Consider the following 22,321-nt stretch of genomic DNA (forward strand, 5'->3'; position numbering starts at 1 on the left):
ATCGCCCTGGAACGCCCCCATAGCTGGTCGTCGCGCCGTCTCTGTCGTCTCGCCGCCGCGAGGGAAACTCCGGAACGTTCAACCAGCGAACGTCCGCTTCCGGGAATGTCGCAAATCCGCCTGTTCGGCAATGTTGGGTCGATAAGAGCCATTCGCCCTACATCTTTCGAAAGATCATGGCTTTGAGCATCCGGTGTTCAGTGTCATCGATGTGACCGGCGGTGCGGAGATCGCCGAGGCGTTCGAGTTCCCGCACTGCATCGGCCGGCGAAAGGGGGGCCGTTCGAGTCCGCCACTATCCCTGTGAGGGGCTGCCACGAGGGCCGCCAGCTAAGTGTCGTTGACGAACAGGTTCAACCCCGACTCCCCTCCCTGCGAGGCGCCGGGCTGCTCCCGCCGATGCACCGCGTGCAGCGCCCAGACCAACGCCAAGACCCAGCCCACGAGCGTCCCACCGAACAGGGCGTTGACCGCCAGGATGACCCAGCGGTTGGGATGGCGTCGGTGGAAGGCGATGATCGACGGCAGGCCGTAGATCGCGATGCAAACGGTGACCGCGACCAACACCCAGGCTGTGTCGTTGTTCACGCGCCGCGCGCCTGCGACAGGGCCTGCGCCTTCATCACTTCGAACTCGGCTTCCGACAGGCTACCGTTGGCGCGAAGCTGCGCCAGCCCCTCGATCTCGGCGATCACGTCACGCTGTGGCTGCGCGAGGGGTTGAGCCGGCACAGGGCCTGAGGGGGCAGCGCCAATTGAAGCGGGCACGGCACCGGCTGCAGGGTCAGCCGGGTTGGTCGAATGCCCGACCATGGAGCGGTCGTAGGTATCGATCTTCCAGAAGCAACGCGGCCCAGCGAGGTCGAAAGCGCCGAAATCGTGCTCGTTATAAGGGTCGTCGGCGACGCTGAAGGCTTCGAACGCTTGGCACCGCCGCCCCGGCTTCGCGCCGGCGCTCCACGGGCAGGGTTGGCGCCCCCACGCGACAGCATCACATGGCCGCCGACAAAGCTCCGGCGGAAGGCATCGTCGATGGGACGCACCCGGTTGGTGTGGGTGGTCGAGGCGGGATCCGCCTCGACGCTGATGGGGGCCGGGCGGCTCATGCCCCTGGCTTTGCGCTCTGCACCGCGCCGGGCGGCAGCAAACCAAGCTCGCTGCGGTGCCGGGTGATCAGCCCATCGTCCGGCCAGTCGCGCCACTGAAGCTCGAACGCGTCGTCGGCCGTGGTGTACATGATGATTGCCTCGAACCAGCCCTGCTGGGGGCCAGCGCAGGCGAGCACAAGGCAACCGCGTTCGATCTCAGGCCAATCGACGGGTGCCTTGAAACGGCCGCCAGGGCCTCCTGCGCCTGCGTCGCCACTTGCCCCGCCCCTTGACGCCGGAGGGGCGCTGGCGGCCTTGCCTGAAGCCCTAATGGGCACGGCAACGTCGGGCAGGCCGGCCGCCGCGACGAGCCGGTCAAACACCTCGGCTTTGACGAACGGCACGAAGGCTTTGCCGCTCCCGAACAAGCGTCCTTTCGGTAGGCCGGCGGCAAGGCTGTGTTGGGTATCGTCGCTGATCTCGATCACGTGCATGCCCATCAGCCCAGCGGCACGCTCGGCCTCGGCCCTCTCGCCAGCGGCAAAGCGCGAGGAGTGGGGGCGCTGTCGTTCGTCGCGGCCGAACAGGATCAGGCCGTGCGGTATGGTGGCGGCTGTGCTGATTGCGATGTTTAGGGTCATCAAAGGGCTCCAGAAACGACGAAGGCGGCCCGGAGGCCGCCTTGCGTTGAGCGTGAGGGGGAGGATGCACCCACCTGCTGCCGGTAAGGCTCGGGTGTCGGTAAGCGGTGCAACGGCAGGGTCATCGGGGGCATCCAGTAGGCTGCGAAAAGGCCCGCAGCGACCATCATATTATAAGATTATAGTCCTAATATCGAGCTCAAGTTTGAGACGGGCGTTCGGTCTAGGCATCAGCCCTACCGGCTCGTGACAGCAAATAGTCAGCACGTTTCAGGTGTACCGAGGTGACAATTCTCTCATGAGAATGGCCGAAATCTTTTGGCTTGCACCTCTAGTCACTAGAGGTTGTAGGTTCGATTTGGCCTCATGGGAAGGCGCCGCATCGACCGTCGCCATATGCCCGGAACCAGCTACTAAGTAACGAAGAACGGAACGGGACTATGATGACCTCGCACGATGAAAATGCCGGCCAAGGTCAGAATGCGCACGATCACGATGCACATGCGGGTCACAGCCACGCTGAGCATGCTCATGGATCCGGCCACACTCACGCACCCGCAAATTTCGGGAAGGCGTTCGCAATCGGCATCGCCCTCAACGTGGGCTTCGTCGCCGTCGAGGCCACCTACGGCGTGCTCGCCAACTCGGTGGCGCTGCTGGCGGATGCCGGACACAATCTGTCGGACGTACTTGGCCTGCTGGTCGCATGGAGCGCCAGCGTACTGGTGAAGCGTGCCCCGACCTCGCGCTATACCTACGGGCTGAAGGGCTCCTCGATCCTCGCCGCCCTGTTCAACGGGGTGTTCCTGCTGGTCGCTGCGGGCGCCATCGCGTGGGAGGCGGTCCAGAGGTTCGGCCAGCCGGTGCCGGTGGCTGGAACGACCGTGATGGTGGTCGCCACCATCGGCATCATCGTGAACGGCGTGACGGCCTGGCTGTTCGTCGCCGGGGCCAAGGGCGACATCAACCTGAAGGGCGCCTTCCTGCACATGGCCGCGGACGCCGCCGTGTCGGCCGGCGTGGTCCTGGCCGGCCTCGCGATCCTGTTCACCGGCTGGGAATGGATCGACCCGGTCATCAGCCTCGCCATCGTGGCCGTCATCGTCTGGAGCACCTGGGGACTCCTGCGCGACAGCGTCGTGATGGCCCTCGCCGCCGTTCCGCCCGGCATCGACCCCGTGGCTGTGGACGGACACCTCCGGGGCATGCCGGGGGTCGTCGGCCTGCACGACCTCCATATCTGGCCGATGAGCACCACCGAGACAGCGCTGACCGCCCACCTCGTCATCCCGGAAGGCCATCCCGGCGACGACTTCCTGATGCGGACGGCCGACGAGATGAAGCTGAAGTTTGGGATCGGGCACACCACCCTGCAGGTCGAGACCAGCGCGAACGCGAACTGCGCGCTCGAACCCGACCACGTCGTCTAAGGTGGGGGCGCGGGGCGGTGGTGCCCGACACGGCGGGCCTTCGAAGCTGCATCTAAACCGGCGCACGTAGTTTTGTATGCGCTCACCCCGCTACATCACCCGGATGGCCGACCGGTCCCCGGAAGGTGCTTGTCCGCCGGCGTGGTCGCCCATAACTCCTGACCATGACTACGATCCCATTCGACAACAGCTACGTCCGCTTGCCGGACCGCTTCTTCGCCCGCCGTGCCCCGACACCCGTCGCAGGCCCGCGCCTGATCCGTTTGAACCGCGCGCTGGCGGCGAACCTCGGCATGGACCCGGATTGGCTCGCCGGCCCCGCCGGGGTGGGGATGCTCGCGGGGAACAGCGTCCCTGAAGGTGCCGAGCCGATCGCGACGGCTTACGCCGGGCACCAGTTCGGCAACTTCGTGCCGCAGCTCGGTGACGGGCGCGCCGTTCTGCTCGGCGAGGTCGTCGACCGTGACGGGCAGCGCCACGACATCCAGCTCAAGGGCGCGGGCCCGACCCCGTTCTCTCGCCGCGGCGACGGCCGGGCGGCGCTCGGGCCGGTGCTGCGCGAGTACCTCGTGAGCGAGGCCATGGCCGCGCTCGGCATCCCGACCACACGGGCGCTGGCGGCAGTCGCCACCGGCGAGTTGGTCGTGCGTGAGACCCGGCTGCCCGGGGCGGTGCTCGCCCGCGTGGCGGCCAGCCATATCCGGGTCGGCACCTTCCAGTACTTCGCCGCCAGGGGCGACGCAGAGGCGGTGCGGGCGCTCGCCGACCACGCCCTCGCCCGGCACTATCCAGAAGCATTGTCTGCAAAGCATCCCTACCGGGCGCTGCTCGACGGCGTCGTGGCCCGCCAAGCCGACCTCGTGGCGGCCTGGCTGCTGGTCGGCTTCGTCCACGGAGTGATGAACACAGACAACATGTCGGTGGCCGGCGAGACGATCGACTATGGTCCCTGCGCCTTCCTCGACGCCTACGATCCGCGCACGAGCTTCAGCTCGATCGATGCGCACGGGCGCTACGCCTACGGCCAGCAGCCCGGGATCGCCCTGTGGAACCTCACCCGTCTCGCCGAGGCTCTTCTGCCGCTTCTTGCCGAAGACGAGGAGGCGGCGGTCGCCGCGGCCGAGGCGGCGCTCGCCGGGTTCGGCCCGCGCTTCGAGAAAGCGTATCACGATGGCCTTGCGCACAAGCTCGGGCTGTCCGCGGAACGGGACGGAGCCGTCGCGCTCGCGGACGACTTGCTGGCGCGGATGACGGAGAACCGGGCCGATTTTACCCTGACCTTCCGCCGCCTGTGCGACGCGGCCGAGCGGCCGGAGGCGGATGCCGGGGTGCGCGACCTGTTCGTCGACCCGACCGAGTACGACGCCTGGGCCGTAGGCTGGCGGAAGCTGTTGGCCGAGGGGGGACGGAACCCCGCGGCGACGGCCTCATCGATGCGCGCCGTCAACCCGGCCTTCATCCCGCGCAACCACCACGTCGAGGCGATGATCGCGGCGGCGGTCGAGCAAGGCGATTTCGGCCCGTTCGAAGAGCTGTTGGCGGTGCTGTCGCGGCCCTACGACGACCAGCCCGCCCATGCCCGCTACGCCGAGGCGCCCCAGGGCGGCAGGGCGGACTACCGCACGTTCTGCGGCACGTGAACGCGCGCGTCGGCGTCCGCGTCACCCCACGATCGTCATTCGGCCCTATAATTCGGAAACCAGTTCCCGTGGAAGCCCGGCGGGATCCGGTGCCCAAGCCGGACCCTGGCGACGGGCGGCGCCTCGAACGCGCGTGCGTCGAGGATTGTGAAGTCCGTCGTGTCGCTCACCGTGTCGATGACGAGCCCGACAAGCCACCCCTCGTCTTCGCCGCTCTCCGGCCCCGTCGGCACGAATACGAACTCCCCCGGGACACGGTCGGCGCCGAACTCGTGCACGCGCCGCTCCCCCGTCGCCAGGTCGTGCTTGTAGATCTGCGTCGCGCCCACGAGTTGCGTGTTACCGTCGGCGGGGACCGAGCCCGTGTAGACGTAGCGGTGGGGCCGCCCGAAGCGGCGCTCGTCGATCCGGGGGAACTCCTGTGCCGCGGGGTCGATCACCCGCCGGTCGACCCGCCCCGTCGCGGGGTCGGCGGTCCAGCGCTCCAGCTGGCCCGGCGTATCGAGGCCGCCACCGGCCGAGGCGAACACCCTCTCGTAGGCGACGACGTCGAGGACCACCCGCCCATCCGCGTCGTCGTAGGCATTGGCGACGTGGAAGACGAAACACGGCTCGACCGCGCACCACGTGATGTCGGCGGCCGTGCCGTGCCGGGGAAGCAGGCCGACGCGGGCGTGGTGGGCGGGATTCCAGCGGAACGGAAAGCGGTGGCCGGCCAGCACCGCCCGCATTGAGAAGGTGACCGGCAGGTCCAGCACGACGACGAAACGCGCCGTGATCGCGCAATCGTGGATGCAGGGGCCGTGCTCGACCGGGATCGACACGTCGCGCACGACCCGGCCCGCGGGCGAGACGACGACGTGGCGCACGCTGTCCCAGACGCGGCCGTCATAGGCGATGGCATGTGTCTCCCCGGTCTCCGGGTCGCGGTGGGGGTGGCCGCTGAAGGAGCCGGTGAGCGTGCCGTCGAACGGATCGTAGCGTTGCACTTCCAAATCGTCGGACAGAGCGACGGGAAAGCTGCCGGCCTCGACCACGGCGAAGGCGCGGCCGCCGATCTCGACGACGTTGGTGTTGACGGTATCATCGCCCCGGCGTGGTCCAGGCGCAGCGGGCCGGCGGAGTGCCGCGGCTGCCGTCCGCGAGCCGATCCAGCGGTTGCGGTACCACAGGGCTTTGCTGCCCTCGATACGCAAGCCGTGCACCATGCCGTCGCCTAGAAACCAGTCGTGGCCGCGCGGCGTCGGACTGGCAGGGTTGGCGCCCATCTTGAAGTAGCGTCCGTCGAGCCCAGCCGGGATCGCCCCGGTCACGGGCAGGTCCCACAGCGTCAGTTCCTCACGCATCGGCGCGTGCACGCCGACCACGAACGGGTGCGGCGTCTGCGGCAGGCGTAGCCGGTTGCAGGCCGCCACCAGCGCGACGAGGCCCTCGGCGGCGACACGCAGGCTGGATTCGAAAGGGTTCGGCATCGGTCGCATTCTCGGTGCGGTGCAGTGCGGCGGGGGGGGCGTCTTAACGCGGGGGATCCTCCGTCACCGGACGAGGACGACGGCCCTGCCTATAGAGAAGGCTCCGTCGCGGATCTGTGTACAAGACCCTACTGTGGACCCACGCGCCATGTGTCCGCTTGACCGGGTGCAAATGTCCGCCTTGGGCGTCATCGCCCAAGGGCATCTCTGCAAACTAGGTCTCGATTTAAGGGCCTGGAACCTGAACCGCTCCGGGTTTCCCGGAGGCTCCACCTCTTGAGAGGATGGGGCCATGACGAAGCGAACCCCACCGTATTCTCGTGAGGTCCGTGCCCGCGCGGTGTGGATGGTGCTGGACCACCAAGGCGAGCATTGCTCGCAATGGGCGGCGATCAGTTCGATCGCGGCCAAGATCGGCTGTTCGGGGGAGACGCTCCGGAACTGGATCCGGTAGTCCGAACGGGTCAAGGGTCAGCGGGGTGGCCCGAGCACGGACGAACGCGAGCGGATCAAGACACTGGAGCGCGAGAATCGCGAACTGCGTCAGGCCAACGAACCGACGGACCGCGCAGCGAGATCCTGCGCAAGGCCAGCGCGTATTTTGCGATGGCGGAGCTCGACCGCCGGTCGCGGAGATGATCGCCTTTATCGACGATCACCGAAAGGCTCTCAACAGGGTGCACACCTTGGCCGCCTGACCCGAACCCAATGGCCTTCGGGGGGCTCGGAGCGGTTCACATCGGGGCGGACGATGGAGCACGTGAGCGGTTCTCACGACATGCGCCAATCCTATTACGCCCGATCCCGAGGCCCCTTCTCGCAAACCAGAAAAATGCTCGCGCATAAGTCGGGGTAGACCTGACCGAGTTCATAGCATCCGTCGAAATAGGCAGGGGAGACGATGTCGGTCTTGAGCAGGGCATCCCACTGGAAGTTGGCGAGAGCCTTGAAGAAGACGCCTGAGCGATGGAGCACACGAAGGCCCGCCGCCGCAGCCTCACGCTCGAGGGTGTCGAGGGTATAGGTGCGCCGATGACCATGCTGACGTTCCGCCTCGGTCACGGCGGTGTTGTGGGGGATTAGACCCATCTTCACGGCGATCTGCCGGGACGGGGCATTCGCGTTCGGACATGCGATGAAGAGCCGGCCGCCGTCCGACAGCCACTCGTCGTTGACGCGCCTCAGGACACCTACCGGGTCGTCGAGGTGTTCGAGAACATGGGTCAGGATCACAGTGTCGTAGCGAACGGACAGGGCCGCCTCGGCGAAGGTTGCGTGGACGAAGCTCACACTCGGATTCAGCCGCTTCCGTGCCGCGTCGATCGCCTCGCCCGAAGCCTCGACGCAGGTGACGTCTGCGAAGAACGGCGTCAGGCGCCGCGTGAAATCGCCCCGGAAACTGCCCAACTCGAGCAATCGGCCTGTACGGAAGAACGGCTCGAAGGCGCGCACCATATACTTGTGCATGACCTCGAGGTCGAAATCGTAGGCGTAGCGGTGCCCCTCCACATCCTTCGTTTCTCTGTCAAAATCCCGCGGCCCGGTCATGGCTGACTCCCTCCAAAGTGCCCTCTCGCCCCACGTTCACCACCGTGTCGGGATCCCATCGGCCAGACTATCCTGGCCGGCCGTCGGGCATCGACGCCGATGTGCGAGAGTATTTTGTCCTTCATCGATTCCGGCGACCCGTCAGGGCCTCTGTTCTGGTGAATGCAGGCAATCGAGTGACAGGTACAGCACCTCTCCCGCCCCGGCATCGGCCGTGAAACCGAGTCTGCCGTAGAGACGGAGCGCGGCGGCCCTGCGATCGACATGGAGAGCAAGCCGGCGAAACCCGAGATCGCGGACATGCGTGATTGCCTCCTCAAGGAGGCGGCGTCCGAGACCGGCACGTGTGAGGTTCGGCAACACGCTGACGCTCGTGACGAAGGCGCAGTCCCGTTCGGCAGAGTCGCAATAGACCGCGACCAGTCCGACGAGGGTCTGGTTCTCCCACATCTCGAACCGTTCCGCCCGCGCCACGAGTTTGGCGGCATAATCTGGAAGCGCCACGCGCAAGCCGAGCGGCGGGGTGAAGGCCGCGTCGCAGATGGTGAGGTGCGCCAGGACGTCCTCGGGCCTGGATCGGTTCCGCTCGACACGCATTGCCGTCACGGTTCGAGTTGCGCGGCGCCGAAACCGAACCGGCCGAAGGCGTTGCCGTTGTAGAGCAGGTATGTCGCGCCGTCGCAGGTGAAGACGTGCGGATAGCATTGCATCTCCGCGTCCCAGGTGCCCGACGATCCATCGAGGCGTAGCATCGCGTCGTCGCGCGTCCAATGAACGACATCGTCCGACCAAGCATGCCCGATCCGGTAGCCGCGATCGGGATTCGTCCTGAAGTCGAGTTGCTCCCGATAGCAGAACACCATGTGTCTGCGGGTGTCGAGGTCGAACACGCAGGGGAGCGCCTGGCATTCGTCCGGACCGAGCCGGTCTGGGACGATCCGGCGGCCCTCCTCCTTCGTCCAGACGGCGCCGTCGGTCGAGGTCGCATGCCCGATCTTGTACACGCGTTCCGGTGCCGCGCCGGGTTCCGGGACGCTCCACATGACGCCGAAGATGTACCACATGTGAAACAGGCCATCGACCACGCGGACGAAGCCGTCGCCGACGAGGAACGGTTCGCCGAGGGAGGCGGAGAGGACAGGCCCGGCTCCCTGGCGCTCGAAGGAAAGGCCTTCGTCGGAACTCACCGCGAGCCCGATCCCGGTCTCCACCGGAACCGAGACGCGCCGGCTCCAGCCTGTGGTGTAGCCATAGACGAGACTGCCATGACGTAGCACGTTCAACGGGAATATCCCGTGCTCGTCGAACGTCCCAAGACCGCCAAGTGAAAGGACCGGTCGAGGCGAGACCTGCAAGACCGCACTCAGATCCTTCCGCATGTCGACGAAGGCGGCATGGCTGAGATACTGGCCATCCGGTTCCCGGCTGCGGGTCGAGAAGAAGATCCGCACACGATCGTCTAGGACGAGGGCCTGTGGAGATTGTGCGAAAGCACCGCATCCGAATGGGATCGGATGCTGCCGAAGATCGAAGATCTGGCCGAGTTTTTTCCAACGCATGGCGGCTCAGTCGAGTAAGCCGTCGAGCACCGCCAGACCGAAGCCGCCGCGGCCGACCTCGTTGCCGAGATAGGCGAGGTAGATACGGCCGTCCACGGCGAAGACGTGGGGGTAGCTGATCATCTGTGAGTCCCAGCCCTCTGCCGCAACGTCGATGCCGCACCGGGTGTCGTCGCGAGTCCAGTGGAGCAGATCCGTGCTCCAGGCGTAGCCGATCCGGTAGCCGCGCTCATGGCTGCGAAAGCCCGCGCTGTAGCGGTAGCAGAAATGCATGTGGTAGCGACCGCCAGCCTCGAAGACGTCGGGGCTGGCCTGGGCTTCGTCCGCCTCGATCCGCGGCGGGATCAAGTCGCGGTTCGCCTTCGCCCAAGACAGGCCGTCGGACGAGGTCGCCATCCGTATCCGGTAGACCGGCTCCGGGCAGCCGTCGACCAGCTTCCACGAGCGGCCTGCGATGTAGAACAGGTACCAAGCATCGTCGAAGCGGCGCACCTTCGGTCCGCTCATGACGAAAGGCTCGTCCGGCGAGTAGGGCAGGATCGGGCCGGGTCCCAGACGTTCGAAGCGGCGTCCGCCATCGCGGCTCACGGCGCAGCCGATCGCCGTGTTGAAGGGAACCGAGACGCAGCGTGTCCATCCCGCATAATAGGCGCGGACCTCCGATCCCGTCCGGATGACCGAGACGGGATAGGTCCCGAACTCGTCGAACGTGCCGGTGCCGCCAAGCGGCAGGATCGGTTCGTCCGCAACGCTACGGATTTTGAACAGGTCACTCCGGTCGAGATCGACATAGGCGCTGTAGCTGACGTAGCGGCCGTCGGCATCGGGATCCGGCCGGCAGGAGAAGTACATTCTCACGACATCGTCGCAGACGAGGGCGGCCGGCGCCTGGGCGAAAGATTTCAGCCAGGGACGGCCTGTGACGGTCGCGGGATCGAAGACGCGTCCGAGCTTGCGCCAGCGGGGCAAAGGTTGTCCTCCTGCTCGATGAGGTCGTAGCCGCCCGTCAGCACGGCCCGGAGCGACGAGCGAGGATTAAACATCAGGACGTCGAGGATCGACAACCACGGAACGAACGGGTGGTTGGCCTGACCATAGGCGAAGGGCCGGCTGCGCAAGAAGCGCAAGGCGATCCCTCGTTGAGCGAAGGCAGCAGGGTCGTAGAGCGCCGTACCGCCGATCGGGTTGATGTAAGTGGAAGCGCCCAGACGCTCGCAGATGTCCAGTACGCGATCCTGCCGGCGCAGATCCGTCACGCCTTCGATTTCGGACGCGGTACGGACCGGCGTGTCGATCGAGAGATGTGCGCAGGTCAGCGCCAGGGCGCGCCGAAGGTGATCGAACAGGTTCGTCGATTCGATGCGTAGCACGGTCTCGACGAGCCCCATCGTCTCGTCGAGATGCGGGGCGCGCCGATAGGCCTGAGCAATTTGGGCGCAGAGCCTGTCCGGATTAAAACTTGCCGCGACCCGCCTCTCGCGGATGTCAAGATGGTCGCCATCCTTGTCGAGGGGCAAGGTGAAGACTACCGGCTCACCATCGCGCAGGAAGCGGTTGCGGTTGATCCAACCCTTCTTGGTGTATTTCACGGTATCGTAGATAACGAACTGGTCGACGGCGGCGATCAACTGGAAGTAGCCGATATAGGGAAACAGGTACGGTTGCATGATCGCCACCGCAGGCGCGGCTTTCACGGCACGGCTCATGGCGACGGTCACAGGTTCGCGATCCGCCGGACGACGCGTGCAACGACGGCCTCGTCCAGGTCCGGATAGATCGGCAAGCATAGCACACTGTCGGCCGCCGCCGCAGCGACGGGAAGCTGCTCGCGCAGAGCGGACGGTAGTGTCCGATACATCGGATGTTCGGAGATGAGGGGGTAGAAGTAGCGCCGCGGATGGATTCCGTCGCGTTTGAGCGCTTCGTTGAGCGCGTCCCGGCTGATCGGGTAGTCGGGACCGAGGAGGATCGGAAAGTACGCGTAATTGGCGGTATCCTCGCCGCAATTTTCCAGACAGCGGACACCGGGGACTTCGCGCAGCCCTTTCCGATAGGCTGCATCGATGTCCCGCCGACGTGCATGGGCCGCATCGACGTAATTGAGCTGCACGAGGCCGAGGGCGGCGTTCATCTCGCTCATCTTGCCGTTGAGGCCCACCTCCATCACTGACGTTTCGCCGTCGTGGCCGAAGTTCTTGAGCTTGTCGATCCGGTCCTTTTGAACCGGGTCGGCGCAGATGATGGCACCACCCTCGAAGGTATTGAACACCTTCGTGGCGTGAAAGCTCAGGACCGAGAGATCGCCGTCATTCAGGACGCTACGGCCCTTGTAGCGCACGCCGAAGGCATGGGCCGCGTCGTAAATGACCTTCAACCCGTGCTTCCGGGCGATCGCGTCAATGGCCTCGACATCGCAGGGATGCCCGTAGCAGTGGACGGGCAGGATCGCAGTCGTGCGCGGCGTGATGGCGGCTTCGATGCGGGCGGGATCGAGGTTCAGCGTCCGCGGATCGACGTCCACGAAGACGGGGGTGAGCCCGCTCCAGAGCAGGGCATGGGACGTGGCAACGAAGGAGTAGGGCGTCGTGATCACTTCACCCGACAGGTCCAGCGACCGTAGCGCTACCATCAGTGCCGTGGTGGCATTGTTGAAAAGGGCCACCTGCGGGACGCCGAGATGGCCGCGGAGGCGCGCCTCCAATTCCTGGTGGAAGGGGCCGCCATTGGTTAGGATCCGGGTCTGCCAGATGCGCCGCAGGAGCGGTTCGAACTCCTCGAACGGCGGTAGGAATGGTCGCGTGACGAAGATCGGTTCGGCTGCCGCCGTCCCGATGTCACCGCATTGCCCAAGCTCCTCCGCTGCGGTGGAGGTATCCGCGGGTATGTCGAGGATGCGGGCGAATTCCTGATCGAGCCGTTGCAGGGTCGCGAGCACTGAAGCGTTCCCCGTGTCCTGGGGAACGGGCTCAGCGACACCGTCGGGATCGGGTGGGGAATTATGCAGCGCGACTCGCATCGACCCAACGCCTCCACATGGTGCGAAAGGCTTCGCCGACATGGGCGGCCAAGCGCGCGTGATCCATGAGAGGGCTGGCGATCATGCGTTCCCGCAGCCCCGATCGGACCTCTCGCAACCGATCTGGATCACGCGCGAGGGACAGTGCGCAGGCCGCGTATGCCTCCGGCGTCTCGGCCGCCAATTCCTCGAGCCCAACGGCCGTCAGCACAGCAACCCCCGTGCGCGCGACCGCGCTCGCGCCCTGCAGGGCGACGAAGGGAACCCCCATGTAGAGTGTGTCGCAGCTCGTGGTTCCGCCGTTGTAGGGAAAGGAATCGAGGGCGATGTCGATCTGGTGATAAAGCTCGAAGTAGCCCGTCGAGACGCGCGGGTGCAGGCGAATCCGATCGAGGGGTAACCCTGCTCTCGCGAGGCGTTCCTCGACCTGCGCTAGGATGTCGGACTCGCCGACATCGGCGACAACCATGAACAGTCGCGCATCGGGAAGGGTATGAAGGATGCCGGCCCATGTCTCCAGGGCAAGGTCGCTGATCTTCTCGAAGCGGTTCAAGACTCCGAAGGTCACGTATCCGTTATCCTCGAAAGGCGGACGGCCCCGAACCGCGGGAATGTCGCCGCGCGCCTGATACGTCGCCGATACACCCGGCAAGCGCCACACTGTCTCGGTGTGCAGATCCTCCGACACGCCGGGCAGGTCGTGCACGGCGTCGGTCAGACGGTAGTCGATGGCACGCAGGCCCGTCGTTGCGGGATGGCCGATCCATGTCACCTGAACGGGTGCCGGCTTGCGAGCGAAGAGCAGCAGCCTGTGGCCGGAACTGTGGCCCGACAGATCGACGAGAACGTCGATCGCGTCCGCCTCGATGAGGTCGGCCGCCGCGTCGTCGTCCAGGCCGGAGATGTTGCGCCAGCCGTCCAACATGGTGCTCAGGCGTCTCGATACGTCGTCCTCATGAGCATGGGTCATGTAGGCGTAGACATCCATCGAGGAGCGGTCCAGATGCTCCAGGAAAGGCTCGATGAACCGGGCGACGGCATGGGTGCAGAGATCGCCGGAGACGAGCCCGATCCGCAGCCGGCGCTCGGGATCCCGGTCTTTGGCGAATGGCCGCAGCCGCAGGAGCGGATCGGCGAAGCGCGTACCGAACATCCGGGCGTCCGAGACGTAATCGGCGGCCGGAATGGCCTCGGCATAGAGCTTCGCGAACAGCCGGTTGGAATAGGCGATTACGTTGAGGGGCTGGAGAGCGAGCGCCCGGTCGAAGCTCCGAATCGCGTCGGTCAGTTGGCCGAGGCTTTTCTGGCTGCAGCCGAGATTGATGTGAGCGCCGACGCAGGCGGGATCGAGCGCGATGGCCTGCTGCGCATGGCTCATCGCCAGGCCATGTCGGGAGACTTTCTGGAGTACGCCGGACAGGTTCGAATGAGCGATGGCGAGATCCGGGTCGAGGCCGACCGACTTCTCCAGCGCCCAGACGGCCCCCCCGTTATCCCCCATTGTCATCAGGAGTGCGCCGAGGCTGGCGAAGTAGGTGGCGTTGTCCGGCTCCCGGTCGATCACGATGCTGAAGAGATCGAACGCCTGCTGAAGGCGGCCGGTCTGGGCGGCGATGGCGGCCGCGAGATAGGTCGCGCCGGAATGCGTCTCATCGAGGAAGAGGATGAGGTCCAACGATGCTTCCGCAACTGGGAAGGCGCCCTCCTTGAAACGTGCCTGTGCGAGGGAGAATGCGTGGTCGACGACGTCTTTGAGGGCGGCGCGCGATTCCTCGTCGGACACGCCTCGATCCCGGAAACGCTCCATCAGCGCACGCGCTTCTCCGATCCGGTCGACCTCCAGGAGCGCACCCGCGAGGGCGAACCAATAGGCGGATCGTTCGGGGGCTGCCCTGAGAGCGTTTATAAAGTGCGGAATCGCCGGCCCCGGGGCATCGACTTTACAGGTCAGGAGACCGAACTGGTAATGCACACTCGCATCGGCGGGTGCCAATTCCAGGGCGCGTTGAAGATTGAGATGCGCTTTCTGGAAGCGGCCGGCAGCGATATGCGTGGCCGCCTTGGCAACTTAGCGCCCGATGGGCTCCATGGAGCGAGGGCTCTCGACCGTGCGCATCCTGCGATGTTCGAGCATATCCACCCCTTCACATGGGGGGAGGATATGAAGCTCGCAGTTAACAACTCGTTAAAGTGCAAGTGCCTGCCAGGATCTGTCAGACGTGGATATGACCTGAGCGATGCCTCTTAGTGCCCCGTGAAATCGGAACCCCGGTGTCGGTGAAACGGACGCAGAGATCCTCTGCAGGCCACCGCGCCGGGACCAGCCATCAGCTCAGGCGCGACTCGTCGTTGCGCCGGCAGGTGCCGCGGCCATCGATCTACGGCGCCGGGCGCCGCGGCGCAGGACGTAGAGGACCAGGCCGGTGACCGCGAAGAGCGGCATCGCCAGGGCCGCGGTGAAGAACAGGAAGGCGACGATGCCGCCGAAGAAACGCCCGCGATGCACCTCCAGCATGTTCTCGGCCATCTGCTGGCCCAAAGGCTTGTCGGAGAATCGGGTCTGAGAGAGGCGGGCGCCGGTGACGGGATCGAACGTCGCTTCGTCGCGCGCCTTCGGCAGATCCGAGGAAGCGGCGAGGAAGCGGATGCGGATCGTCGCCAGTTCCGGCCCAGGGAGTGCGATGAGCGCCATGTGAGCGCCCGCCCCCTCCCCGGCGCTGAAGGTCGCCCAGGCCATATCCAGGGCCGACGCGTGGACCTGCGGGGGTGCGCCCGGACTGCGCGGCGCCCGTGCGGCTCGGGTTTCGCCGGTGAGCAGCCAGGTCGCGGCGTTTCGATAGGCGTCGTAGGACCACCATAGCCCGGTCAGGGCGATGGCGGCGTAGAACGGAATGAGCCAGGTCCCGGCGATGCTGTGTAGCGACCACCAGCGCGGCCGACCGGGCCGCTTGAGGAAGGGCTTCAGCCAGATTTTCCAGGAATGGATCCTGGGCCAGCGCAGGTAGAGCCCCGTTCCCAGGAATAGGAGCAGGGCGATGGTGCAGATGCCGGTGATGCTGCGGCCCCAGCCCTTGCCGTCCCCCGGCAGGAGCAGCCAGCGATGCAGCTTGCGGATCGTGGCGAAAGCGCCCTCCAGCCGCATCTCGCCGAGTTCGCGGCCGTCGACGGGGTCGAGATAGAGTGTCGGCGGTCGCACGCTCAGCTTGGCATCGCCAGCGAAGCGGATGCGCGGGCTTCGCTCCGGATCGGCCCAAAGAATCAGGGAACTCACCGTGAGGCCTGGCCGCTGCGTCTCGACCCTTTCCTTGAGGGCGGCCGGCGAGAGGCGGGGCGCATCGCTCGCGGCGACGAAGGCGCGGTCGCCGTTCGCCCATTCCGTCAGTGCTTCTTCATAGCTCAGCATCGCGCCGGTCACGCCAACGAGGGCGAGGACCAGTCCGGCCGTGAGGCCGAGCAGCCAATGCAGGCGGAACAGAACGGTGCGGATCGTCATGAGCGGGCGCCTATCAGAACAGCCGTGCGGTCACGATCGCGTGGAACGGATCGCCCAACGCTCGATACCGGAGCCGGGTGGCGCTACGCGAGACGGATCGCCGCTCTGCCTGACCACGCTCAGTCAGGGGCTACAAACGCGACCACGGGCCTGTCAATTGTCCGTCGTCAAGTCACAGCGAATCGATGCTTGATTGAGAATGGTTTTATTGTGTTGGCCCGGGCGCCGACGGTCATTATCTGAAGGCTTTGTCGGCGACGATCCGATAAAACAAATTATAATTCAATATGTTGGCTGGATCGCCGGGGCATTGAATCGGCGAAAAGCAGTATTTCGCAACCCCCGTCGATCCCATGTCGGGCCCTGTGTCCGTGTTGCACACGCTCTCATCCGTCTTGCGTCTCTCCGAATATCGCTTCGAACGAGGCACGCAGCGCCATGTCCACTTCGGGCAGGGTGACGATCTGGCCGAGATCGACGAGGCTGGTCACGCCGTGGCCGCTGATGCCGCAGGGGACGATGCCGGTGAAATGCGACAGGTCGGGCTCCACATTGAGGCTGATGCCGTGGAAGCTCACCCAGCGCCGCACGCGGATACCGATCGCTGCGATCTTGTCCTCCACCCCCTCCCCTTTCTCGGGCCGGCGCACCCAGACGCCGACGCGGTCCTCGCGCCGTTCGCCGCGCACGTTGAAGGCGCCGAGGGTGGCGATGATCCAGGCTTCCAAGGCGGAAACGTAGGCGCGCAGGTCCGGTCTGCGCCGGTTGAGGTCGAGCATCACATAGGCCACCCGCTGCCCCGGCCCGTGATAAGTGTACTGGCCGCCCCGCCCCGTGGCGTGGACCGGGAACCGGTCGGGCTCGACGAGATCTGCGGTCTTTGCCGAGGTGCCGGCGGTGTAGAGCGGCGGGTGTTCGAGCAGCCAGACCATCTCGGCCGCCTCCCCGGTCGCGATCCGCCCGGCATGTGCTTCCATTGCCGCCACCGCCTCGTCGTAGGGGACGAGGGTGTCGCTGATCCGCCACAGGACCGGCCGCATGCCGGATCGCGGTCGAAAATCGGCCGTCGAGGCGGAAAGCCGGGCGCTGCGGGGGGCATCGTTTACCAAGGCTTCACCATATCTCAGGAACACTCTGTCGAGTGAGGCCCGATATGGGCCGATGGAGTTCGTGGCGCGTGGCAGTTTTCGAAGACCTCAAGGTCGATCTCTCGGTCGTGCTCGGGCGCAGCCACATGCCGCTCCACATGCTGCTGCGCATGGGACGCGGCGCCGTGATCGAACTCGAATCCACGGAAACCGATATGGTCGAGATTCTCGCCAACGACCACCCGATCGCCCGCGGCCAGATCGTCGTGACGGGAAACCGGATTTCGGTTGAGATCACCGAACTGATCCGCAAGGCGGAAGTGGTGCGCACGCCCGGCGTGACCATCGGCGACGGGGCGGTCCAGATCCTCGATGGACCGGTGGATCTCATCTGAGACGCATGACGGCGCTTGTCGTGGCAGATTCGATCTGTTATCCGCTGCGCCGCGCCACACGAAACGCCCCGCACCGCCCTCCGGCGGAGAGCGCGGCGGAACGGGTGGTACCGATGCGGCCATGGCGGAATTGGTAGACGCGCTAGCTTGAGGTGCTAGTCCTGCAAGGGGTGGAGGTTCGAGTCCTCTTGGCCGCACCAACTCTTTCGAGTTGATGTACCCCGAAGCGTCTGATGCCCGATGAAGGCTCGAGTGCCTCCGGGCTCGTTACATCGAAATCGGTCTGAATATCGCTGCGCTGACTCGATCCCGGCTAGGGGCCGATGATGTCGGGCGCGCTTCGCGAGATTCTACGGGCGGTCTGACCCGCATGGCGCCCGGTCGTGACTGACCGGAGGCTTCCCGTTGCGCCTCAAACGGGTGCCTCAACCAGCGGACCACATCGTCGCGGCCATTCCCGAACCACGCATCACGGCGCCGTCTGTGTCGGATAGGTGAAGACCGGTGCTGCCTCCAGCTCCGCCTTCGTGCGGCGGATCTCTGCCTCGACCGGCTCTCCGATCTGGACCGTCGCCCGGTCCTTCGTGGCATCGGTCGTGACGGCGGCGCCGGCTGGGCCGGTGGCCTGGTTGGTGTCGCCGGTGGTCTCCGCGTTGAGGACGGCGTTGCCGGACTTTGCGCCGGGCATGGTCTCCGGGGTCACCTCGGCCGCCCGGGCCTCGGATGGGGCGTCCTTCGGCTTGACGATGGAGGGGTCCGGTGCCTGCCCCGCCTTCGCGTGGCTGTTCCACACCAATTGGTCGAAGGGCACCGCGACCTTCTTGCCACCGACCCCGAGGAAGCCGCCGACATCGATCACCACGGCCTGAGCGCGGCCGCTGCCGTCCACCATCACGTCCTCGATCGCACCGACCTTGACGTGATCCTGGCCGACCACGCGCAGGCCGATGATCCTGGACACCTTGACGCTACCCAGCGGAGCCTGCGTGAGGAAGGCAGGCTTTGCCGCCTGCCGCCCCTCGGCCGCCTGTCCCTCCTGCGCGAGTGCCGGCGCCGCGGAGACTGCGAGGATGAGCGCAAGGGTGCGGGCTAGTGTCGGCATGTGGGTTCTTCCGTGCGATCCGGAGCGATCTACCGGGGCTCAACACGCGCGGACGGATACTGGTTCATCCCTGCCCTGCCCCCGACGATGGCGCCCTCGCCTTCGCCGGCATGGATGCGGTCGGTATTGCTCCGCCAGGAGAGCGGTGGGCCCGTGCGCATGTCCCCCATGTCGATGGCGAGGCCGCGCCCGTCGGCAGAGTCCTCGCCTCGTTCGAGGGAGCAGGTTCGAGATGCCGGGACCAAGACGGCACGAATCCGAGCGGGATCGTACCCTCCACCGCGTCAGTTGCTGCGTGCCGGCTGCTGTTCGGTCTCCGTCGCCTTCGCCATGGCCACGCCGATCTCGAAGAGAAGGAGGTCGATCAATTGGCGCATCACCGATGTGCCCGAAGCCTCGATGATGGTCCGTGCCGCGATGCAATGTCCTGCCAACGAGTCGAGACTTTCGTCTCTCTCGATCACCGATGCGTACATGATGTCAGCCCTTGTTCTTCTCTTATCGAAGAGCCCCCTCTTCGAAATGGTCTGGATGGTTCGGCCAGCGGCCTTCGCTCAGGCGGCGAGATAGGCATAGGAGGCCGGCGCGAGCACCGAATCCGGATTGCCGCTGACGTTGCGCAGGCGCGCCAGGGTGCGCTCGTCGAATTCCGCGGTCGCCGCGATGATGTCCTCGCCGCTGATCGCGTGGGGCAGGCCGAGCGGGCGGGCGCGGAAATGCAGCTGCACCACATGCAGCAGGTAAAGCGTCGGCATCTGCAGCACGAGACGGTTCACACCGTGATGCATCCCCCATTCGACGATGCCGGTGAGGAGAGCGAGGGAGACCGGGTTGACCGCCTTGCCCCGCGCCCGGTGCGAGCGCGCCACCGCCTGCCGCGTCCATTCCCAGCAATCGCTGCCGCGCGGGAGTTCGCCTTCGCACAGTTGGGGCATGATGTCCGACAGCAGGTGCGGGCGTGTCGTCGGGAGAAGCCGACTATAGCCGATGACTCTGCTCTCCTCGATCGCCAGAAAATGGATGGCATGCGGCGTATCGAATTGATCGATCTCGCGACGATCCGGCTTGGCGAGGTCCGTCCATCCCTTCTCGGTCACGAAGATGTCGTGGCGCAGGCGCCAAGCCTGTTCCATCTCGTCGCGATACATGGTCTCGTTGGCGGGTGTAACGATGTGGATCATGCCAGCCTCTCCGTCTTCGGAGCATGTCTGGCAGTGCCGGGCGACGCTGCGTACTACGGGAAACCGTAGGGTCGATGGCGAGTTGCTCCACGCCAGGGTGCTGGCGGAGCGTATTCGTCTCTTCGTGCCGTCGTTTTCCGGGGACGGCACCGTGACGAGGGCTGACAATCCCTTCGGACCGTGGCGATTTCCGCATTGACCCCGAAGCGTTCTTGCAGACACTCGCCCGCGCCGAACACGCTCGATCCTGGCGGTGGGCCGCCGCGGGAAAGCCCCGGGCGGCCATCTGGCATGCCATTCGCGAAAGCCCATCGATGGAATTCTTCGCCCAGCAATTCATCAACGGCCTGACCCTCGGGTCGATCTACGGCCTGATCGCCATCGGCTACACGATGGTCTTCGGCATCATCGGCATGGTGAATTTCGCCCACGGCGACGTCTTCATGGTCTCGGCCTTCATCGCGCTCATCGCGTTCCTCATCCTCACCACCTGGCTCGGCCTGTCCTCGGTGGCCCTGGTCTTCCTGATCGTGCTCGTCATCGCCATGGCGCTGACCGCCCTGTGGGGATGGGCGATCGAACGGGTGGCCTACCGGCCCCTGCGCGGCTCGTTCCGCCTCGCACCGCTGATCTCGGCGATCGGCGTGTCGATCTTCCTGTCGAACTTCGTCCAGGTGGTGCAGGGCGCCCGCAACAAGCCGGTGCCGCCCCTCGTTCGCGATGTTGTCGTGCTCTACCAGAACGAGCAGTACACGGTGACCCTGTCCTACAAGCAGGCGATCATCATGATCACCACGGCCGTGCTGCTCGCAGGTTTCTGGTACCTCGTTCAGAAGACGCCTTTCGGCCGCGCGCAGCGCGCCGTGGAGCAGGACCGGCGCATGGCGGCGCTGCTCGGCATCAACGTCGACCGCACGATCTCCCTGACCTTCGTCCTCGGCGCCGCCCTGGCCGCCGTCGCGGGCACGCTCTACCTGCTCTATTACGGCGTGGTCTCGTTCTCGGACGGGTTCGTGCCCGGCGTGAAGGCCTTCACGGCCGCCGTGCTCGGCGGCATCGGCTCGCTTCCCGGCGCCGTCATAGGCGGGATCATCATCGGGCTGATCGAGACCTTCTGGTCGGCCTATTTCTCCATCGAGTACAAGGATGTGGCCGCTTTCTTGATCCTCATCGTCGTGCTCATCTTCAAGCCTTCGGGCATCCTCGGCCGGCCCGAAGTGGAGAAGGTCTGACGTGGCATCCGGTTCGACCACCCCCATCGCCGCGACCGCCCGCGCCGAGGCCTCTCCCCTGCCCGGCCTGATCAAGGATGCCGGGCTGTTCGCCCTGGTGACGCTGGGCCTGTGCGTGCCCATCGTCAGCTACCGCACCGATCTCGGCCAGGGCATCGGCCTTGTCATCACCAGCCGCTGGGGCACCGTCTTCGCCCTCTGCGCCGCCATCTTCGTCCTGCGCCTCGTGCAGCAGCTCTACCTCACCGGGCGGGCGCGGCGGCGGGCCGCCCGTGCGCCGGTGGTGGAAGGGGCGAGCCGCCTCGCCGCGATCCTCGCGCCCATCACCCTCGTGGTCGCCCTCGCCCTGCCGCTCCTCGCCAGCCTCCTCACCGGGTCCCTCGGCGAGGGCCGCTACTGGATCGATCTCGGCATCCTGATCCTGACCTACGTCATGCTCGGATGGGGGCTCAACATCGTGGTCGGCCTCGCCGGCCTCCTCGACCTCGGCTACGTCGCCTTCTACGCGGTGGGGGCCTATTCCTACGCCCTGCTCTCCACGGTGTTCGGCCTGTCCTTCTGGATCTGCCTGCCCCTCGCCGGCCTGTTCGCCGCCGCCTTCGGCGTGCTGCTGGGCTTTCCCGTCCTCAGGCTCCGGGGCGATTACCTCGCCATCGTGACCCTGGCCTTCGGCGAGATCATCCGCCTCGTCCTCATCAACTGGACGGACTTCTCGGGGGGCGCGGCCGGCATTTCCTCGATCCCGCGCGTCAGCTTCTTCGGCCTGCCCTTCACGGCGGGTGAGAACGGGTTCGCCGCCACGTTCGGGCTCAGCTTCAACGCCATGCACCGGCTGGTCTTCCTGTATTACCTGATCCTGGTCCTGGCGCTCGTCACCAACCTCGTGACCCTGCGCATGCGGCGCCTGCCCCTCGGGCGGGCCTGGGAAGCGCTGCGCGAGGACGAGATCGCCTGCCGCTCGCTCGGCATCGACACCACCATCACCAAGCTCACCGCCTTCGCCCTGGGGGCGATGTTCGCGGGCTTCGCCGGATCGTTCTTCGCCGTGCGGCAGGCCTTCGTCTCGCCGGAGAGCTTCAACTTCCTGGAGAGCGCCATCATCCTGGCCATCGTCGTGCTTGGCGGCATGGGCAGCCAGATCGGCGTCGCCATCGCCGCCATCGTCATGATCGGCGGCCCCGAACTCCTGCGCAATCTCGGCTTCCTCAAGGCCGTGTTCGGCGAAGGGTTCGACCCCAACGAGTACCGCCTTCTGCTGTTCGGCCTCGCCATGGTGGCGATGATGGTGTTCCGCCCGCGCGGCCTCATCTCCGAGCGAACGCCCTCCGTCACCATCGCGGAGCGCGGCCGATGACCCTCGCCACAGGCATCAACCGGCTCGCGACGGTGCAGGACGAGCCCCCCGCCGCCATTCCCGGCGGCCCCGCCGATCCGGTG

22 protein-coding genes, 1 tRNA gene, 2 pseudogenes and 1 other annotated feature are annotated in these 22,321 nt (G+C 66.0%); of the genes and pseudogenes, 8 read left to right on the plus strand and 17 right to left on the minus strand.

Going from position 1 to position 22,321, the window contains the following annotated elements; translation table 11 throughout:
* Positions 1–330: 330 nt before the first annotated feature.
* The 4 genes and pseudogenes from ASF08_RS05435 to ASF08_RS05440 form a co-directional block, all read right to left on the minus strand.
* On the minus strand, positions 331–588 hold the full coding sequence (locus tag ASF08_RS05435) for a superinfection immunity protein (protein ID WP_056142326.1): 258 nt from the start codon (positions 586–588) through the stop codon (positions 331–333).
* Positions 585–731 (minus strand): SHOCT domain-containing protein, encoded by a 147-nt coding sequence (locus tag ASF08_RS25150; protein WP_162238941.1) that lies wholly within the window; start codon positions 729–731, stop codon positions 585–587. The genes ASF08_RS05435 and ASF08_RS25150 overlap by 4 nt, the downstream gene beginning before the upstream one ends.
* Before the next feature lie 102 nt (positions 732–833).
* A pseudogene (locus tag ASF08_RS23795) lies at positions 834–1,151 on the minus strand (DUF3768 domain-containing protein); the annotation flags it as partial.
* Positions 1,102–1,728, minus strand: a complete 627-nt coding sequence (locus ASF08_RS05440) for a hypothetical protein (protein WP_056142329.1) — start codon at positions 1,726–1,728, stop codon at positions 1,102–1,104. The pseudogene ASF08_RS23795 and the gene ASF08_RS05440, both read right to left, overlap by 50 nt.
* 443 nt (positions 1,729–2,171) lie before the next feature.
* Between ASF08_RS05440 and ASF08_RS05445 the strand changes: the two genes are divergently transcribed.
* Together ASF08_RS05445 and ASF08_RS05450 are read left to right on the plus strand one after the other, a co-directional pair.
* On the plus strand, positions 2,172–3,158 hold the full coding sequence (locus ASF08_RS05445; RefSeq protein ID WP_056142532.1) for a cation diffusion facilitator family transporter: 987 nt from the start codon (positions 2,172–2,174) through the stop codon (positions 3,156–3,158).
* 164 nt (positions 3,159–3,322) lie between these two features.
* Positions 3,323–4,798 carry a protein adenylyltransferase SelO gene (locus ASF08_RS05450; protein ID WP_056142332.1) on the plus strand — a complete coding sequence of 492 codons (1,476 nt, stop codon included), beginning with the start codon at positions 3,323–3,325 and terminating at the stop codon, positions 4,796–4,798.
* A 35-nt stretch (positions 4,799–4,833) separates the two neighbouring features.
* On the opposite strand, the gene ASF08_RS05455 is transcribed toward ASF08_RS05450, so the two are convergent.
* Complete coding sequence (locus ASF08_RS05455; RefSeq protein WP_056142335.1) at positions 4,834–6,270, minus strand: 8'-apo-carotenoid 13,14-cleaving dioxygenase; 1,437 nt, start codon at positions 6,268–6,270, stop codon at positions 4,834–4,836.
* Positions 6,271–6,562: 292 nt separating this feature from the next.
* Between ASF08_RS05455 and ASF08_RS05460 the strand changes: the two are divergent.
* Positions 6,563–6,932, plus strand: a pseudogene (locus tag ASF08_RS05460) (transposase); the annotation flags it as partial.
* Positions 6,864–6,964 (plus strand) — a sequence feature (AL1L pseudoknot). (Overlaps the previous pseudogene by 69 nt.)
* A 98-nt stretch (positions 6,965–7,062) precedes the next feature.
* Here ASF08_RS05460 and ASF08_RS05465 read toward each other — a convergent pair.
* The 7 genes from ASF08_RS05465 to ASF08_RS05495 form a co-directional block, all read right to left on the minus strand.
* Entirely contained in the window at positions 7,063–7,818 is a 756-nt protein-coding gene (locus ASF08_RS05465; protein ID WP_056142337.1) for a class I SAM-dependent methyltransferase, read from the minus strand.
* 141 nt (positions 7,819–7,959) lie between these two features.
* On the minus strand, positions 7,960–8,415 hold the full coding sequence (locus ASF08_RS05470; protein ID WP_056142339.1) for a GNAT family N-acetyltransferase: 456 nt from the start codon (positions 8,413–8,415) through the stop codon (positions 7,960–7,962).
* A 5-nt stretch (positions 8,416–8,420) separates the two neighbouring features.
* Entirely contained in the window at positions 8,421–9,101 is a 681-nt protein-coding gene (locus ASF08_RS05475; RefSeq protein ID WP_244474462.1) for a hypothetical protein, read from the minus strand.
* Positions 9,102–9,383: 282 nt separating this feature from the next.
* Positions 9,384–10,346 carry a hypothetical protein gene (locus ASF08_RS05480; protein ID WP_056142345.1) on the minus strand — a complete coding sequence of 321 codons (963 nt, stop codon included), beginning with the start codon at positions 10,344–10,346 and terminating at the stop codon, positions 9,384–9,386.
* Positions 10,280–11,095, minus strand: coding sequence for a WbqC family protein (locus ASF08_RS05485; protein WP_244474463.1), 816 nt, complete (start codon positions 11,093–11,095; stop codon positions 10,280–10,282). The genes ASF08_RS05480 and ASF08_RS05485 overlap by 67 nt, the downstream gene beginning before the upstream one ends.
* The gene (locus ASF08_RS05490; protein WP_244474464.1) at positions 11,092–12,393 is read right to left on the minus strand and encodes a DegT/DnrJ/EryC1/StrS family aminotransferase; all 1,302 of its coding nucleotides are present in this window, start codon (positions 12,391–12,393) and stop codon (positions 11,092–11,094) included. The genes ASF08_RS05485 and ASF08_RS05490 overlap by 4 nt, the downstream gene beginning before the upstream one ends.
* Complete coding sequence (locus tag ASF08_RS05495; protein ID WP_338011743.1) at positions 12,374–14,068, minus strand: O-linked N-acetylglucosamine transferase, SPINDLY family protein; 1,695 nt, start codon at positions 14,066–14,068, stop codon at positions 12,374–12,376. The genes ASF08_RS05490 and ASF08_RS05495 overlap by 20 nt, the downstream gene beginning before the upstream one ends.
* A 60-nt stretch (positions 14,069–14,128) precedes the next feature.
* Between ASF08_RS05495 and ASF08_RS26165 the strand changes: the two genes are divergently transcribed.
* The gene (locus tag ASF08_RS26165) at positions 14,129–14,641 is read left to right on the plus strand and encodes a hypothetical protein (protein WP_443136801.1); all 513 of its coding nucleotides are present in this window, start codon (positions 14,129–14,131) and stop codon (positions 14,639–14,641) included.
* Positions 14,642–14,725: 84 nt separating this feature from the next.
* Here the strand turns inward: ASF08_RS26165 and ASF08_RS05500 are convergent, their stop codons facing one another.
* Together ASF08_RS05500 and lipB are read right to left on the minus strand one after the other, a co-directional pair.
* Positions 14,726–15,886: a PepSY-associated TM helix domain-containing protein gene (locus tag ASF08_RS05500; protein ID WP_056142348.1), complete on the minus strand. Its 1,161-nt coding sequence runs from the start codon at positions 15,884–15,886 to the stop codon at positions 14,726–14,728.
* 386 nt (positions 15,887–16,272) lie between these two features.
* On the minus strand, positions 16,273–16,926 hold the full coding sequence (gene lipB, locus ASF08_RS05505) for a lipoyl(octanoyl) transferase LipB (protein WP_056142350.1): 654 nt from the start codon (positions 16,924–16,926) through the stop codon (positions 16,273–16,275).
* A gap of 137 nt (positions 16,927–17,063) precedes the next feature.
* Between lipB and ASF08_RS05510 the strand changes: the two genes are divergently transcribed.
* Both ASF08_RS05510 and ASF08_RS05515 read left to right on the plus strand, forming a co-directional pair.
* The gene (locus tag ASF08_RS05510) at positions 17,064–17,369 is read left to right on the plus strand and encodes a FliM/FliN family flagellar motor switch protein (protein WP_018044018.1); all 306 of its coding nucleotides are present in this window, start codon (positions 17,064–17,066) and stop codon (positions 17,367–17,369) included.
* A gap of 115 nt (positions 17,370–17,484) precedes the next feature.
* A tRNA-Leu gene (locus tag ASF08_RS05515) sits at positions 17,485–17,569 on the plus strand.
* A gap of 269 nt (positions 17,570–17,838) precedes the next feature.
* Here ASF08_RS05515 and ASF08_RS05520 read toward each other — a convergent pair.
* The 3 genes from ASF08_RS05520 to ASF08_RS05535 all read right to left on the minus strand — a co-directional run bounded on the left by ASF08_RS05520 (position 17,839) and on the right by ASF08_RS05535 (position 19,652).
* On the minus strand, positions 17,839–18,471 hold the full coding sequence (locus ASF08_RS05520; protein ID WP_056142354.1) for a PRC-barrel domain-containing protein: 633 nt from the start codon (positions 18,469–18,471) through the stop codon (positions 17,839–17,841).
* Between the two features lie 284 nt (positions 18,472–18,755).
* Entirely contained in the window at positions 18,756–18,905 is a 150-nt protein-coding gene (locus tag ASF08_RS05530; protein WP_244474465.1) for a hypothetical protein, read from the minus strand.
* 120 nt (positions 18,906–19,025) lie between these two features.
* A complete protein-coding gene (locus ASF08_RS05535; RefSeq protein ID WP_018044022.1) occupies positions 19,026–19,652 on the minus strand; it encodes an acyl-homoserine-lactone synthase in 627 nt (208 codons plus the stop codon).
* A 314-nt stretch (positions 19,653–19,966) separates the two neighbouring features.
* On the opposite strand from ASF08_RS05535, the gene ASF08_RS05540 reads away from it, so the two are divergent.
* Both ASF08_RS05540 and livM read left to right on the plus strand, forming a co-directional pair.
* Positions 19,967–20,884 carry a branched-chain amino acid ABC transporter permease gene (locus ASF08_RS05540; RefSeq protein ID WP_056142360.1) on the plus strand — a complete coding sequence of 306 codons (918 nt, stop codon included), beginning with the start codon at positions 19,967–19,969 and terminating at the stop codon, positions 20,882–20,884.
* Position 20,885: 1 nt separating this feature from the next.
* Positions 20,886–22,238 carry a high-affinity branched-chain amino acid ABC transporter permease LivM gene (livM, locus tag ASF08_RS05545; protein ID WP_443136802.1) on the plus strand — a complete coding sequence of 451 codons (1,353 nt, stop codon included), beginning with the start codon at positions 20,886–20,888 and terminating at the stop codon, positions 22,236–22,238.
* Positions 22,239–22,321: the final 83 nt, after the last annotated feature.

The sequence above is a fragment of the Methylobacterium sp. Leaf85 genome (assembly GCF_001422125.1).
Lineage (GTDB): Bacteria > Pseudomonadota > Alphaproteobacteria > Rhizobiales > Beijerinckiaceae > Methylobacterium > Methylobacterium bullatum.